Source organism: Pseudomonas marvdashtae, from assembly GCF_014268655.2.
In the GTDB taxonomy this organism is placed as follows: domain Bacteria; phylum Pseudomonadota; class Gammaproteobacteria; order Pseudomonadales; family Pseudomonadaceae; genus Aquipseudomonas; species Aquipseudomonas marvdashtae.
This window is the reverse complement of sequence record NZ_JABWQX020000001.1, coordinates 3,375,693-3,390,739: the sequence shown is the minus strand read 5'-3', so window position 1 is coordinate 3,390,739 and position 15,047 is coordinate 3,375,693. Positions and strand designations below refer to the sequence as shown.

At 62.0% G+C, this 15,047-nt stretch carries 13 protein-coding genes; all 13 read left to right on the top strand.

Annotation, left to right across the window (positions count from 1 at the left end; all coding sequences use genetic code 11):
* The first annotated feature begins 185 nt into the window (after positions 1 to 185).
* The 13 genes from iolE (at position 186) to HU742_RS15125 (ending at position 14,906) form a co-directional block, all read left to right on the top strand.
* Positions 186 to 1,079 carry a myo-inosose-2 dehydratase gene (iolE, locus tag HU742_RS15185; RefSeq protein WP_186644639.1) on the top strand — a complete coding sequence of 298 codons (894 nt, stop codon included), beginning with the start codon at positions 186 to 188 and terminating at the stop codon, positions 1,077 to 1,079.
* Positions 1,076 to 1,885 carry a 5-deoxy-glucuronate isomerase gene (gene iolB, locus HU742_RS15180; protein WP_186640044.1) on the top strand — a complete coding sequence of 270 codons (810 nt, stop codon included), beginning with the start codon at positions 1,076 to 1,078 and terminating at the stop codon, positions 1,883 to 1,885. The genes iolE and iolB overlap by 4 nt, the downstream gene beginning before the upstream one ends.
* 30 nt (positions 1,886 to 1,915) lie before the next feature.
* A complete protein-coding gene (locus tag HU742_RS15175) occupies positions 1,916 to 3,418 on the top strand; it encodes a CoA-acylating methylmalonate-semialdehyde dehydrogenase (protein WP_186644637.1) in 1,503 nt (500 codons plus the stop codon).
* Between the two features lie 32 nt (positions 3,419 to 3,450).
* The gene (locus HU742_RS15170; protein ID WP_186640048.1) at positions 3,451 to 4,272 is read left to right on the top strand and encodes a TIM barrel protein; all 822 of its coding nucleotides are present in this window, start codon (positions 3,451 to 3,453) and stop codon (positions 4,270 to 4,272) included.
* A gap of 105 nt (positions 4,273 to 4,377) precedes the next feature.
* Positions 4,378 to 6,309, top strand: a complete 1,932-nt coding sequence (gene iolD / locus HU742_RS15165) for a 3D-(3,5/4)-trihydroxycyclohexane-1,2-dione acylhydrolase (decyclizing) (RefSeq protein ID WP_186644636.1) — start codon at positions 4,378 to 4,380, stop codon at positions 6,307 to 6,309.
* Between the two features lie 31 nt (positions 6,310 to 6,340).
* Positions 6,341 to 7,351, top strand: coding sequence for a bifunctional inositol 2-dehydrogenase/D-chiro-inositol 1-dehydrogenase (gene iolG / locus HU742_RS15160; RefSeq protein WP_186615380.1), 1,011 nt, complete (start codon positions 6,341 to 6,343; stop codon positions 7,349 to 7,351).
* Between the two features lie 33 nt (positions 7,352 to 7,384).
* Entirely contained in the window at positions 7,385 to 8,455 is a 1,071-nt protein-coding gene (locus tag HU742_RS15155; RefSeq protein WP_186644634.1) for a Gfo/Idh/MocA family protein, read from the top strand.
* A 124-nt stretch (positions 8,456 to 8,579) separates the two neighbouring features.
* Complete coding sequence (locus HU742_RS15150) at positions 8,580 to 8,732, top strand: hypothetical protein (RefSeq protein WP_186615376.1); 153 nt, start codon at positions 8,580 to 8,582, stop codon at positions 8,730 to 8,732.
* Between the two features lie 52 nt (positions 8,733 to 8,784).
* Complete coding sequence (locus HU742_RS15145) at positions 8,785 to 9,711, top strand: sugar ABC transporter substrate-binding protein (protein ID WP_186615374.1); 927 nt, start codon at positions 8,785 to 8,787, stop codon at positions 9,709 to 9,711.
* 74 nt (positions 9,712 to 9,785) lie between these two features.
* Positions 9,786 to 11,339 carry a sugar ABC transporter ATP-binding protein gene (locus tag HU742_RS15140; RefSeq protein ID WP_186640056.1) on the top strand — a complete coding sequence of 518 codons (1,554 nt, stop codon included), beginning with the start codon at positions 9,786 to 9,788 and terminating at the stop codon, positions 11,337 to 11,339.
* Between the two features lie 34 nt (positions 11,340 to 11,373).
* A complete protein-coding gene (locus HU742_RS15135; protein ID WP_186640058.1) occupies positions 11,374 to 12,396 on the top strand; it encodes an ABC transporter permease in 1,023 nt (340 codons plus the stop codon).
* Between the two features lie 326 nt (positions 12,397 to 12,722).
* Positions 12,723 to 13,127, top strand: coding sequence for a TraR/DksA family transcriptional regulator (locus HU742_RS15130; protein WP_186640060.1), 405 nt, complete (start codon positions 12,723 to 12,725; stop codon positions 13,125 to 13,127).
* Between the two features lie 171 nt (positions 13,128 to 13,298).
* The gene (locus HU742_RS15125; protein WP_186640062.1) at positions 13,299 to 14,906 is read left to right on the top strand and encodes a methyl-accepting chemotaxis protein; all 1,608 of its coding nucleotides are present in this window, start codon (positions 13,299 to 13,301) and stop codon (positions 14,904 to 14,906) included.
* Positions 14,907 to 15,047: the final 141 nt, after the last annotated feature.

The window sequence follows — 15,047 nt, the reverse complement described above, 5'->3', positions numbered from 1 at the left end:
CCGGCTCTTGTGGCGAGGGAGCTTGCTCCCGCTGGACTGCAAAGCAGTCCCAAAGTCAGCCACCCCGATTCAACAGATAAACCGCAACCATAAGTTTGCGACTGCTGCGCAGCCGAGCGGGAGCAAGCTCCCTCGCCACAGGTGATCGGTTGAACATTAGAGAAAACAACAAAAAAGGTGCAGCCATGCCCGCTATTCGAATTGGCATCAACCCGATTTCCTGGAGCAACGACGACTTGCCGTCCCTGGGTGGCGAGACGCCGTTGAGCACGGCGCTGAGCGAAGGCAAGGAAATCGGCTACGAAGGTTTTGAGCTCAACGGCAAATTCCCCAAGGATGCCAAGGGCGTCGGGGACGTGTTGCGTCCATATGATTTGGCGTTGGTCTCCGGCTGGTACTCCAGCCGCCTCGCGCGACGTTCGGCGGCCGAGGAAATCGACGCGATCGCCAGCCATGTCGAGCTGTTGGCGCAGAACGGCGCGACGGTGCTGGTCTACGGCGAAGTCGCCGATTCCATCCAGGGCCAGCGCATCCCGTTGATCGAACGGCCACGCTTTCATACCGACGAAGCCTGGCAAACCTACGCCGACAAGCTGACCGAACTGGCGCGCTTCACGCTGTCCCAAGGCGTGCGCCTGGCGTATCACCACCACATGGGTGCCTACGTCGAATCACCTTCGGACATCGACAAACTCATGGCCTTGACCGGCAGCGAGGTCGGCCTGTTGTTCGACTCGGGCCATTGCTACATGGGCGGCGGCGAACCGTTGCAAGTGCTGCGCAAACACATCGAGCGCATCTGCCATGTGCACTTCAAGGACGTGCGCAAACCTGTTGTGCAACTGGCGCGCAACAACCTCTGGAGTTTCCCTGACTGCATCATCAATGGCACGTTCACGGTGCCGGGGGATGGCGATATCGATTTCGCCGCCTTGCTGGACGTGCTGCTGGCTGCCGATTATCAGGGGTGGCTGGTGGTGGAAGCCGAGCAGGACCCCGCGGTGGCGCCGAGTTATATCTACGCCAAGAAGGGCTACGACACGCTGCGTGCCCTGTTGCAAGAGAGGATCCCGGCATGAGCCTTTTGATCAAGAGCAATCCTGGCGGCCGAACCATGGTCGAACTGCCGCGCGACGCGCTGGAATACGTCGGTTTCGGCGCTTACCGCCTGAGCCTTGGCGAAACCCTTCCGGTGGCTGCCGGGGACAAGGAGTTGTGCGTGGTACTGCTCAGCGGCCGTATCCATCTCAAGGGCGAAGCGCCGGGACAGGGCGCCTTCGACTGGGACAACCTCGGCGATCGCCAGTCAGTGTTCGAGGATAAATCCCCTTACGCCGCGTACCTGCCGCCCGGCAGCCAGGCCCAGGTCACCGCGTTGAGCGACGTGCAGGTGGCGGTGTGCGCAGCGCCGGGTGCTGCCTCGAATGAATACGGGCCACGGCTGATCCGTCCCGAGAGCATGAAGCGCAGTGTGCGCGGCAAGGGCGCCAATACCCGCTACGTCTGCGACATCCTGCCCGACAGCGAACCGGCCCATTCGCTGCTGGTGGTGGAAGTGCGCACGCCGTCAGGTCATTCGTCCAGCTACCCGCCGCACAAGCACGACACCGATGACTTGCCGCATCAAAGCTTTCTTGAAGAGACCTATTACCACCAGGTCAACCCGTCCCAGGGCTTCGTGTTCCAGCGGGTCTATACCGACGACCGCAGCATCGACCAGGCCATGGCCGTGGAAAACAGCGATCTGGTGGTCGTACCCAAGGGTTATCACCCGGTCAGCGTGCCTTACGGGTACGAGTCTTACTACCTGAACGTCATGGCCGGTCCGAAGCGGGTCTGGCAGTTCCATAACGATCCGCAGCACAGCTGGCTGCTCGACCTCTGACCCACAGAATCCGCACGGAGAACCCGCACCATGAGCGACACCCCGGTTATAGGCCATTACATCAACGGTCGCGTGCATGACAACGACGCCGCCCGGTTCAGCAATGTCTTCAACCCAGCCACCGGCGCGGTGCAGGCTCGGGTGGCGCTGGCCGAACCGGGGACCGTCGAAGCGGCGGTCGCGTCGGCGCTCTCGGCGTTCCCGGTCTGGTCCGAACAGTCGTCATTGCGCCGTTCGCGCGTCATGTTCAAGTTCAAGGAACTACTGGACCGTCATCATGACGAACTGGCGCAAATCATCAGTCGCGAACACGGCAAGGTGCTGTCCGACGCCCACGGCGAAGTCACCCGCGGCATCGAAATCGTCGAGTACGCCTGTGGTGCACCGAGCCTGCTCAAGACCGATTTCAGCGACAACATCGGCGGCGGCATCGACAACTGGAACCTGCGCCAGCCCTTGGGCGTGTGCGCCGGCGTGACACCGTTCAACTTTCCGGTGATGGTGCCGTTGTGGATGATTCCCCTGGCATTGGTCGCCGGCAACTGTTTCATTCTCAAGCCTTCGGAGCGCGACCCGTCCGCCAGCCTGTTGATGGCTCGGTTGCTGACGGAGGCGGGCTTGCCGGACGGGGTTTTCAACGTGGTCCAGGGCGACAAGACGGCCGTGGATGCGCTGTTGCAGCATCCGGACATCGAGGCGATTTCTTTTGTCGGCTCCACCCCCATCGCCGAATACATCCACCAGCAGGGCACCGCGAACGGCAAGCGGGTACAGGCCCTGGGCGGGGCGAAAAATCACATGATCGTCATGCCCGATGCTGACCTTGATCAGGCGGCGGACGCGCTGATCGGCGCGGCCTACGGTTCGGCAGGCGAGCGTTGCATGGCGATTTCCATTGCCGTGGCGGTGGGCGACGTCGGCGATGAACTGATCGCTCGCTTGCTGCCGCGTATCGACCAGTTGAAGGTCGGCAACGGTCAGCAGGCCGGCACCGACATGGGGCCGTTGGTCACTGCCGAGCACAAGGCCAAGGTGGAAGGTTTCATCGACGCCGGCGTGGCCGAGGGTGCGCGGCTGATCGTCGACGGTCGGGGCTTCAAGGTGCCGGGGGCCGAGCAGGGATTTTTTGTCGGGGCGACGCTGTTCGATCAGGTAACTGCCCAGATGAGCATCTACCAGCAAGAGATTTTCGGCCCGGTGCTGGGGATCGTTCGTGTGCCGGATTTCGCCACGGCGGTGGCGTTGATCAACGCCCATGAGTTTGGCAATGGCGTGTCGTGCTTCACCCGCGACGGCGGCATCGCCCGGGCGTTTGCCCGCAGCATCAAGGTTGGCATGGTGGGCATCAACGTACCGATTCCGGTGCCCATGGCCTGGCATTCCTTTGGAGGCTGGAAGCGTTCGCTGTTCGGCGATCACCATGCCTACGGCGAAGAAGGCCTGCGCTTCTACAGTCGCTACAAGAGCGTGATGCAGCGCTGGCCGGACAGCATCGCCAAGGGTCCTGAGTTCAGCATGCCCACTGCCCAATAACTCATTAAATGAATGCCGGAGGGAGAACAACAATGAACAAGCCCCTGCGTTTTGCCTTGAACCGAATGGTTGCCCCGCGCCTGTCACTGCCGGCGTTCATCGACCTGGCCCTGGCGTTGAAAACCGATGCCATTGAGATCCGCAACGACTTGAAGGGCGTCGAGATCGAAGACGGCATGCCGCCGGCCCGGGTCCGTGAACTGTGCGAGGAACGCGGCATCAAGGTGCTGTCGATCAACGCCCTGTACCCCTTCGATGTGTGGAACGAGGAGCGCCGCACCCAGGCCGTGCGATTGGCTGACTACGCCCGTGAATGCGGCGCCGAGGGGCTGGTGATGTGCCCGCTCAACGACCGCGCCGACCCGCGCAGCGAGGCCGAGCGCGCGGCGGGGCTGCGGACCTCGCTCAGTGAGCTGGCACCGATCCTGCGCGCCTTTGGCATCTACGGCTTCATCGAGCCGCTGGGTTTCGAAGAGTGTTCATTGCGGCGCAAGCGCACGGCAGTGGAAGCGATCAAGGCCATCGGCGGGCTGGATGTGTTCCGCCTGGTGCATGACACCTTTCATCATTACTTGGCGGGCGAGGAGGAGTTTTTCCCTGAACTGACCGGGCTGGTGCACATCTCCGGCGTCGAGGATGCCCAGGCACCGTTGGCGACCATTCGCGACGGTCATCGGGTGCTGGTCGGCGAGGCCGACATCCTCGGCAACGCTGGGCAGATCGAAGCGCTGCGGGCCGCAGGTTATGAAGGCTACTTGTCCTTCGAGCCGTTTGCCGAAAGCGTCCATGAACTGGCCGATATCCGCCAGGCACTAGGGGCGAGCATGAATCACCTGAAAAGCTCCCAGGCCTGACGCGACTGCCGATCTGGCCGGGCTCTGCAAGGGGAACCGAAACCGAGCGCCGCCAATTGCATTCCAGACTGCATTCCAGACCTGCATTCCAGATAAGGTGCAAGCATGACCACAACACGACTGACCATGGCCCAGGCCCTGGTGAAATTCCTCGATAACCAGTACATCGAGGTCGATGGCGTCCAGAGCAAATTCGTCGCCGGGGTGTTTACCATTTTCGGCCACGGCAATGTGCTGGGCCTGGGCCAGGCGCTTGAACAGGACGGTGGCGACCTGGTGGTCCATCAGGGCCGCAACGAACAGGGCATGGCCCATGCCGCCATCGGGTTTGCCAAGCAGCACCTGCGGCGCAAGATCTACGCCTGCAGCTCATCGGTTGGCCCCGGCGCGGCGAACATGCTGACCGCCGCCGCCACCGCGACGGCCAACCGCATTCCGTTGCTGCTATTGCCGGGCGACGTCTACGCCAGCCGCCAGCCCGACCCGGTGCTACAGCAGATTGAACAATTCCACGACCTGAGCATCAGTACCAACGATGCGTTCAAGGCCGTGAGCAAATATTGGGACCGGATCAATCGCCCCGAGCAACTGATGACCGCCGCGATCCAGGCGATGCGCGTGCTCACCGATCCGGCCGAGACCGGCGCGGTGACCCTGGCGCTGCCTCAGGATGTGCAGGCCGAGGCCTACGACTATCCGGATTACTTCCTGCAAAAACGCGTGCACCGCATCGACCGCCGCCCGGCCACCGAAGCGATGCTCGGCGATGCCCTGGCGCTGCTCAAGGGCAAGCGCAAGCCGTTGATCATCTGTGGTGGCGGCGTGCGCTACTCCGGCGCCAACGCCGCGTTGCAGGCCTTTGCCGAACGCTTCGAGATTCCGTTTGCCGAGACCCAGGCCGGCAAAAGTGCCGTGGTTTCCAGCCACCCACTGAACGTCGGCGGCGTCGGTGAAACCGGTTGCCTGGCGGCGAACCTGCTGGCCAAGGAAGCGGACTTGATCATCGGTGTCGGCACGCGCTACAGCGATTTCACCACCGCTTCGAAATGGCTGTTCCAACACCCCGACGTGCAGTTCCTCAACCTCAACATCAACCCCTGCGATGCGTTGAAACTCGATGGCGTGCAGCTGCTGGCCGATGCCCGTTCGGGCCTGGAGGCGTTGTCCGCCGCGATGGGCGACTATCGTGCCGAATGGGCCGGGCAGATCGCCGAGGCCAAGGCGCGGTTGGATGCCGAAGTGGACCGGATTTATCAGGCTGACTTCAAGACCGAGGACTTCGTCCCGGAAATCAACGATCACATGGACCCGGCGGTGTTTCGCGAATTCATCGAGCTCACCGGTTCCTGCCTGACCCAGAGCCGGGTGCTAGGCACCCTCAACGAAACCCTGGCGGATGACGCGATCATCGTCGCGGCCGCCGGCAGCTTGCCCGGCGACTTGCAGCGCAGTTGGCGCAGCCTGGGGGTGAACACCTATCACGTCGAATACGGTTATTCGTGCATGGGCTACGAAGTGAACGCTGCCCTGGGCGTGAAACTCGCCGAGCCGGAAAAAGAGGTCTATGCCTTGGTCGGCGACGGTTCCTACATGATGCTGCATTCGGAACTCGCCACTTCGATCCAGGAGCGCCGCAAGATCAACGTCGTGCTGCTGGACAACATGACGTTCGGTTGCATCAACAATCTGCAAATGGAACACGGCATGGACAGCTTCGGCACCGAGTTCCGCTTCCGCAACCCGGACACCGGCAAGCTCGACGGCGGCTTTGTGCCGGTGGACTTCGCCATGAGCGCGGCGGCCTACGGCTGCAAGACCTACACCGTCAAGACCCTCGACGAGCTTCACGCGGCCCTGGCCGACGCCCGGCGCCAGACGGTCTCGACGCTGATCGACATCAAGGTCTTGCCCAAGACCATGATCCACAAATACCTGTCGTGGTGGCGTGTCGGCGTGGCGCAAGTTTCCACCAGCGCCCGCACCGATGCCGTCGCCAAGACCCTCAATGAACGACTGGCCAAGGCCCGTCAATACTGATTGCCCCAACACCTACATTAAGGAGTTCCACATGTCTTTGAAGCTGGGCGTCATCGGCACCGGGGCCATCGGCCAGGACCATATCCGTCGTTGCAGCCAGACCTTGCTCAACAGCCAGGTCGTGGCAGTGACCGACATCAACCTCGCCCAGGCGGCAAAGGTGGTGGCCGACTTGAAGCTGACCGCCGAGGTCTACCCCGACGGCCACGCTTTGATCAAAGCGCCGGACGTCGAGGCGATCCTGGTCACGTCCTGGGGGCCGAGCCACGAAGAATTCGTACTGGCGGCCATCGCGGCCGGCAAGCCGGTGTTCTGTGAAAAACCGCTGGCCGTCACCGCCGAAGGCTGCCGCCGGATCGTCGACGCCGAAGTGGCCCACGGCAAGCGCCTGGTGCAGGTGGGTTTCATGCGCCCTTATGACGAAGGTTATCGGGCGCTCAAAGCGGTGATCGACAGCGGCCAGATCGGCGAGCCGTTGATGCTGCACTGCGCCCATCGAAACCCTCGCGTGGGTGAAAACTACAAGACCGATATGGCGATCACCGACACCCTGATCCATGAGCTGGATGTGTTGCGCTGGTTGCTGGCCGATGACTACGTGTCGGTGCAGGTCGTATTCCCACGCAAGACCAGCAAGGCCCTGGCCCACCTGCGGGATCCGCAGATCGTCCTGCTGGAAACCGCCAAGGGCACGCGCATCGACGTCGAAGTGTTCGTCAACTGCCAGTACGGCTATGACATCCAGTGCGAAGTGGTGGGGGAGACCGGCATCGCCAAGCTGCCAGAACCGTCCCAGGTGCAACTGCGCAGCGACGCCAAGCTGTCCAACGCGATCCTGATGGATTGGAAAGACCGCTTCATCGCCGCCTATGACGTTGAACTGCAAGCCTTCATCGACGGCGTACGCGCCGGGCGCGTCGGTGGGCCATCGGCCTGGGACGGCTACGCGGCGGCGGTGGCGGCAGATGCGTGCATCGAAGCGCAGCAGAGTGGGCAGATCGTGAAGGTCGAGTTGCCGCAGCGTCCTCGTTTCTACGGCTGAGACGTTCCTATAGAAATTGCATAAGGGATTTTCATGCGAATCGGATTAGTGGGCTATGGCAAGGGCGGACGGTTTTTTCATGCGCCGCTGATCAGCAGTCTGCCGGGGGCTACGTTTGTTGGCGTGGTGACCCGGTCCGCCGAGCGGCGCCAGCAATTGGCGACCGAACATCCACACGCCCAGCCGTTCGACAGCCTCGAACAGTTGGTGGCGGCCGGCGTCGACGCCGTGGTGGTTTCCACGCCCTTGGATGGACGTCCCGTCATTGTGATGGAGGCGATCGAGCGTGGCGTGGCGGTGGTCAGCGACAAGCCTTTCGCCGCCGATGCCGCCCAGGCCGAAGCGATGGTATTGGCCTCCGAGCAGGGCAATGTGCCGTTGACCGTGTACCAGAACCGTCGCTGGGATTCGGATTTCCTGACGGTTCGAAAATTGCTGGCATCCGGCGCCTTGGGGCAAATCGTTAGGTTTGAATCGAGTGTCGAACGCTACTCCCCCACATCGGTGGGCAAAGGCAGCGGCGGTGGGTTCCTGCGGGACCTGGGCAGCCATCTGGTGGATCAGGCGCTGCAATTGTTCGGCCCGGTGGCACGGGTGTACGCCGAGCTGGATTATCGACAGCCGGGCCAGGCCTACGACAACGGTTTTTTTCTGTCACTGAGCCACGTAAACGGCGTGGTATCACACCTGAGCGGTAGCTGCCTGCAAAACGCGCCGCGCCCACGCTTTCGGGTCAGCGGCACGCAAGGCTGCTATACCGTCGAAGGCCTCGATGGACAAGAAGCCCAGGCATTGGCGGGCCTGAGCCCGGCCACCGAGGGCGAGCGCTGGGGCGCCGAGGAACATCGGCGCTGGGGCTGGTTCGAACACGGTGCCGAACGAGAGCGCGTGGCCTCGGAGCGAGGTTGCTGGCTGGCGTTCTACCAACGCCTCCAAGCCGCGTTGCAGGGCGACGGCCCTCTGCCGGTAGCGGCCCGCGATGCCTTGGCCACGACCCATGTGCTGGACGCTGCAAGGCAGAGTGCGGAGCAGGGCAGCGTGGTGTGTTTATCCACGCCTGTCGGCCATGGAATAAAAAACGAATTAAATTCTAAAATGAGTTGATATGGAAAATATTTTCCAATAAAGTCGATTCCAGGTGACCGACAACCCTGTTCGCGTTTATCCAGGCCCGCCTTGAATAGACGACGAACTAAACAAAAACAAGAAACACAGCCAGGTACCGTCGATGAAAACCTTCAACCGCTCTGCGTTTCACCTGCCATTGTCCTTGCGCCTGTCCGCAATCCTTCCCTTGCTTGAATCCCTGTGCATCCAGCGCAAGGACGCCGTGGTCTGTTGCATGCCCGGCGCGCCGATCGTGCGTTTGCCGCGTTCCTGAATCCGTCACGCCTTATCCATAAAACCAACAAGAATGTGGAGTAAGACCGTTCATGAAGACCAAGACCCGTTTTGCCTCGCTGGCCCTGTCGTTGATGCTCGCCAGTGGCGCTGCCCTGGCGGACCTGAAGATCGGTGTCAGCATGTCTCAGTTCGATGACACCTGGCTGACCTACCTGCGCGAATCCATGGACAAGAAAGCCAAGGCCCTGCCGGACGGCGTCACCTTGCAGTTCGAGGACGCGCGCAGCGACGTGGTCAAGCAACTGAGCCAGGTGGAAAGCTTCATCAGTCAGAAGGTCGACGCGATCATCGTCAACCCGGTGGACACCGCCGCGACCCAGCGCATCACCAAGGCCGCCGTGGCCGCAGGCATTCCGCTGGTCTACGTCAACCGTCGTCCCGACGACATGAAACTGCCCGCCGGCGTGGTCACCGTTGCCTCGGATGACCTGGAGGCCGGGCGCATGCAGATGCAGTACCTGGCCGACAAAATGGGCGGCAAGGGCGACATCGTGATCCTGCTGGGCGACCTGGCCAACAACTCCACCACCAACCGTACCAAGGGCGTCAAGGAAGTACTGGCCAAGTACCCTGGTATCAAGATCGAACAGGAACAGACCGGTATCTGGTCCCGGGACAAGGGCATGACCCTGGTCAACGACTGGCTGACCCAGGGCCGGGAATTCCAGGCGGTGGTGTCGAACAACGACGAGATGGCCATCGGTGCGGCCATGGCGCTCAAGCAAGCGGGCACCAAGAAAGGCAGCGTATTGATTGCCGGGGTCGATGGCACGCCGGACGGCTTGAACGCCATCAAGAAAGGCGAAATGGCCGTCTCGGTGTTCCAGGACGCCAAGGGCCAGGCCGACGGCTCCATCGACACCGCGGTAAAAATGGTCAAGAAACAGCCGGTCGAGCAGTCCGTGTGGGTGCCGTACCGCTTGATCACGCCGGAGAACGTCGATCAGTTCAAGTGACGTTCCAGCTGTTTTTACCACAACAATAAACAGGCGAGGTCGCCGCGCCGACCTCGCCAAGGGAGTACCTGACCATGTTCGCTTCAGCGACTGCTTCGAGCGTCCCGGTGACAATGTTCCAACCGGGCGCAATACCTGACGAACCGTACCTGTTGGAAGTCATTAACGTCAGCAAAGGATTTCCCGGCGTGGTGGCCTTGTCCGACGTGCAATTGCGGGTACGCCCCGGCTCGGTGCTGGCCCTGATGGGTGAAAACGGCGCAGGCAAATCCACCTTGATGAAAATCATCGCCGGCATCTACCAGCCGGACGCCGGTGAACTGCGCCTGCGCGGCAAGCCGGTCACTTTCGACACGCCCCTGGCGGCCTTGCAGGCCGGGATCGCGATGATCCATCAGGAACTGAACCTGATGCCGCACATGAGCATCGCCGAGAACATCTGGATCGGCCGCGAACAGCTCAACGGCCTGCACATGGTCGACCACGGCGAAATGCACCGCTGCACCGCCCGGTTGCTGGAGCGCCTGCGGATCAAGCTCGACCCCGAAGAGCAGGTGGGCAACCTGAGCATCGCCGAGCGGCAGATGGTCGAGATCGCCAAGGCTGTTTCGTACGACTCCGACATCCTGATCATGGACGAGCCGACCTCGGCCATCACCGAGACGGAAGTCGCCCACTTGTTCTCGATCATTGCCGACCTCAAGTCCCAAGGTAAGGGCATCATCTATATCACCCACAAAATGAATGAAGTGTTCGCCATCGCCGATGAAGTGGCGGTGTTTCGTGACGGCGCGTACATCGGCCTGCAACGGGCCGACAGCATGGACGGCGACAGCCTGATTTCGATGATGGTCGGGCGTGAACTGAGCCAGCTGTTCCCGGTGCGCGACAAACCCATCGGTGATCTGGTGATGTCGGTACGCGACCTGAGCCTGGACGGCATTTTCAAAGGGGTATCGTTCGACCTGCACGCCGGGGAGATCCTCGGTATCGCCGGGCTGATGGGCTCGGGCCGGACCAACGTCGCCGAGGCGATCTTCGGCGTGACGCCGAGCACCGGTGGCGAAATCCTCTTGGACGGACAACCGGTGCGCATCACCGACCCGCACATGGCGATCGAGAAGGGCTTCGCGCTGTTGACCGAGGACCGCAAGCTCAGCGGGCTGTTTCCGTGCCTTTCGGTGCTGGAAAACATGGAAATGGCAGTGCTGCCCCATTACGTCGGTAATGGATTCATCCAGCAGAAGGCCCTGCGTGCGTTGTGTGAAGACATGTGCAAGAAGTTGCGGGTCAAGACCCCGTCCCTTGAGCAGTGCATTGACACGTTGTCTGGCGGGAACCAGCAGAAGGCCTTGCTGGCCCGATGGCTGATGACCAACCCGCGGATCCTGATTCTCGACGAGCCGACACGCGGCATCGACGTCGGCGCCAAGGCCGAGATCTACCGGCTCATTTCCTACCTCGCCAGCGAAGGCATGGCGGTCATCATGATTTCTTCGGAACTGCCCGAAGTGCTGGGCATGAGCGACCGGGTCATGGTGATGCACGAAGGCGACCTGATGGGCACCCTCGAGCGCAGCGAAGCGACCCAGGAACGAGTGATGCAACTGGCCTCGGGTTTGTCCTGATGCCCGTCAGTCCGAATAGAAAAGGTGAGTGGCTATGAACGCGATACTGGAAAACAAACCTGCGGCCACACCGGCCAGGCCGCGTCGGCGGCTGCCGACGGAACTGAGCATCTTCCTGGTGCTGATCGGCATCGGCCTGGTGTTCGAGATGTTCGGTTGGATCATGCGTGACCAGAGTTTCCTGATGAACTCCCAGCGCCTGGTACTGATGATCCTGCAAGTGTCGATCATTGGCCTGCTGGCCATCGGCGTGACCCAGGTGATCATCACCACTGGCATCGACCTGTCATCCGGCTCGGTGCTGGCGTTGTCGGCGATGATCGCCGCCAGCCTGGCCCAGACTTCGGATTTCGCCCGAGCGGTGTTTCCTTCCCTGACGGACTTGCCGGTGTGGATCCCGGTGATCGCCGGACTGGGCGTTGGCTTGCTGGCCGGGGCCATCAACGGCAGCATCATCGCCATGACCGGTATCCCGCCCTTTATTGCCACCCTCGGCATGATGGTCTCGGCCCGTGGCCTGGCGCGTTATTACACCGAAGGCCAGCCGGTGAGCATGTTGTCCGATTCCTACACCGCCATCGGCCACGGCGCGATGCCGGTGATCATCTTCCTGGTGGTGGCGGTGATCTTCCACATCGCCTTGCGCTACACCAAGTACGGCAAATACACCTACGCCATCGGCGGCAACATGCAGGCGGCGCGCACCTCGGGCATCAACGTCAAGCGTCACTTGGTGATTGTCTACAGCATCGCCGGGTTGCTGGCGGGCCTGGCCGGGGTGGTGGCATCGGCGCGGGCGGCGACCGGGCAGGCCGGCATGGGCATGTCCTATGAACTGGACGCGATTGCCGCGGCGGTGATCGGCGGCACCAGCCTTGCCGGTGGGGTGGGGCGCATCACCGGAACGGTGATCGGTGCGCTGATCCTCGGGGTGATGGCCAGCGGATTCACCTTCGTCGGCGTCGATGCCTATATCCAGGACATCATCAAGGGGCTGATCATTGTGGTCGCGGTGGTCATCGACCAATACCGCAACAAACGCAAACTCAAGCGCTAGGCCTCCCGCCGATGCGACAACGCGCCACGCCTGACCCGCGTGGCGTTGCCATTTGTCTTCTTAATACATCCATTGCACTGAATTTCTTGTTATAAACGCACTCCGATGACCGCCTTTAGCCTGTCAGACAGCATTTGTAGGGGTTGTCGGACATTTTCCCCATGTTTTCAGTTGCTGACGCCACAACTCGGCCTTAGACTGCCGCCCCTCGTAAATTGAGTGCCGGGTGGCGCTTGGAATAGACGGCGCCTTCCCGATGAGCGTGGCGGCTTAATGCGGGACGCTTCATAATTCGCCTTAATGCACGTTTTTTTATAGAGAAATCAATGACAAAGGAAAAGTTGCTGGCCATGCCGGCGGATGACTACATGAATGCCGAGCAGCTGGCTTACTTCACCAAGCTGTTGCAGAACATGAAGGTTGAAACCCACGAGCGCATCGAACAGAACCGAATCGCCATTGAGAGTCTGGACACCCCGGCCGACCCGGCGGACGCCGCTTCCGTGGAAGAAGAGCGCACCTGGCTGGTCAACGCCATCGATCGCGACCAACGCATGCTGCCGCAACTGGAGCAGGCCCTGGACCGCATCAACGACGCAAGCTTCGGCTGGTGCGACGACAGCGGCGAGCCGATCGGCCTCAAGCGCCTGCTGATCAGCCCGACCACCAAGTACTGCATCGAAGCCCAGGAACGTCACGAACAGATCGACAAGCACCAGCGTCAGGCCTGATCCGCGTTCCGTAAAAAGATCGCAGCCTTCTGTCGGAGGCTGCGATCTTTTGTTTTCGCCTGCCTGCCCGTTTCTCTTGAGCTGACGCAAAAACACGACTAATGGACCATGGATAATGGCCCCGTAGTGGCGTTTAATGCGTGCATAACAATGAGAACTATGGTGGCGAAAATGGCGACAGACGGATCTCTGGCGGGGACGGTGCCGGCATCGGTGCCCGCGACGCGTGGCACGGCACGCTGGCTTGCGCCGACGTTGCAAAGCCTCGCGCTGGTCTTGCTGCTGTGCGGCGTGACCCTGGGCGGTTGGCCGTTGTACGTGGGCCTACCCCTGGCGATGCTCATCGTCTGGTTGCCACGCCTGCGCTCGCGCCTGGCCAGCGCGCCGGTATCGGCGGCGAGCGACAGCCTGGCCGAACTGACCCGCGACCTCTCCTACACCACTAGCCATAACGCATTGTCTGCCGCGGGCGTGGCCTATTCCGTCAAGCAGTTGGCCGGCAAGGTCCAGTCGCAGCTCGGCGCTGCGGCGCAGATTGTCAGCAACGCCGAAGCGATGATCGCAACCGAGCAGGCTACCTCGCAGCTCAGCCAGCAGGCCTTGGGCGCGGCCAGCGAGGCCCATCGCAGCAGTGTGGCCGGGCGCAGCGAGCTGGTGGAGTCCATCAGCCGCATGCACCAGCTCAGCCAGCGCGCCAACGACAGCCGCGAGTTGATCGAGGCGCTGAGCGTGCGCAGCGACGAAATCCAGCGTGTCACCCTGGTGATCCAATCGATCGCCAGCCAGACCAACTTGCTGGCCCTCAATGCCGCCATCGAAGCGGCGCGGGCCGGTGAGCATGGACGCGGTTTCGCTGTGGTGGCCGATGAGGTTCGCGGCCTGGCCGGACGCACGGCTGCGGCGACCGGTGAGGTCGGGGTCATGGTGGCGGACATCCAGCAGCGCACCGCGCAAGTGGTCGAACAGATCCGCCAACTGGCCGGCGACCTGGACAGCGGCGTGCAGCAAGTCGAGCACACCGGCCAACACCTGGAGAACATTGCCCGGCTCGCGGCCGGCGTCGAAACCCAGGTCAGCGCCATCGCCCAAGGCACGGACACCAACCGTGGGCAACTCGATAGCCTGTTCCATGCCATCGAGCAAATGCGCAGCGACCTGGCGGTCAGTGACCAACAGACCCAGCGCCTGGCCGAGGCTGCCATCCAGATGGAAGGCCAGGCCGAAACCATCAGCGAACGCCTGGCCGAAGTGGGCCTGGACGATTATCACCAGCGGGTCTATGACCTTGCGCGCGAAGGGGCGAGCCGGATTGCTGCGCAGTTCGAAGCGGACATCGACCAGGGTCGTATCAGTCTGGACGACCTGTTCGACCGCAGCTACCAGCCCATCCCCAACACCCATCCGGCCAAGTTCCAGACGCGTTTCGACCGCTACACCGATCAGGTGTTGCCAGGTATCCAGGAGCCGTTGTTGGCCCGGCACGAGGGCCTGGTGTTTGCGATCGCTTGTACCCAGCAAGGCTACGTGCCGACCCATAACAATGCGTTCTGCCAGCCGCTGACCGGCGATCCTCAGGTCGATACCCTGAATAACCGCACCAAGCGCAAGTTTTCCGATCGCACCGGGATCCGCTGCGGCAGCCACCAGCAGCCGGTGCTGCTGCAGACGTACACGCGCGATACGGGTGAATTGATGCATGACCTGTCGGTGCCGATCATGCTCAAGGGCCGTCATTGGGGTGGGTTGCGGTTGGGCTATAAGCCTGAGAAGGCGCGCTGAATCTCAACGCAACCTGTGCGCCGAGCTCTTGCGGCGAGGGAGCTTGCTCCCGCTGGCCTGCGAAGCGGGCCCAATAAGGCCGGCGACTGCTGCGCAGCCGAGCGGGAGCAAGCTCCCTCGCCACAAGAGCCGCCTGGTGGT